The 221-nt window shown below is 62.9% G+C and carries 1 protein-coding gene; it reads left to right on the top strand.

Translation table 11 applies throughout. The features are described from left to right. Positions 1-221 (top strand): hypothetical protein (locus AACY45_RS29175; RefSeq protein ID WP_339548925.1); only part of this gene is annotated, 221 nt, incomplete at both ends.

Below are 221 nucleotides of genomic sequence, written 5' to 3'. Positions count from 1 at the left end.
CTGCCCGACCTGCCGTTGCGCCTGATTACCCAGGGCGACATCGAGGCCGGGGTGTCGTTGTTCATCACCGTGGAGGCGGCCCACATCAAGCCGGTAGAAGGCGGCACGCTGGAGCTCTATTACCAGTTGCTGATTGCAGACAGTGTGCTGGCGAAGTTGGACCGCTACACCGCGTTGCACGCGATTCGCGAGTCCGAACACGCGGCCTTGCTCAACGTCGG

The sequence above is a fragment of the Pseudomonas sp. RA_35y_Pfl2_P32 genome (assembly GCF_963970735.1).
Lineage (GTDB): Bacteria > Pseudomonadota > Gammaproteobacteria > Pseudomonadales > Pseudomonadaceae > Aquipseudomonas.
The sequence above is the reverse complement of the archived record's forward strand: the minus strand, read 5'-3'. Positions and strand labels throughout refer to the sequence as shown.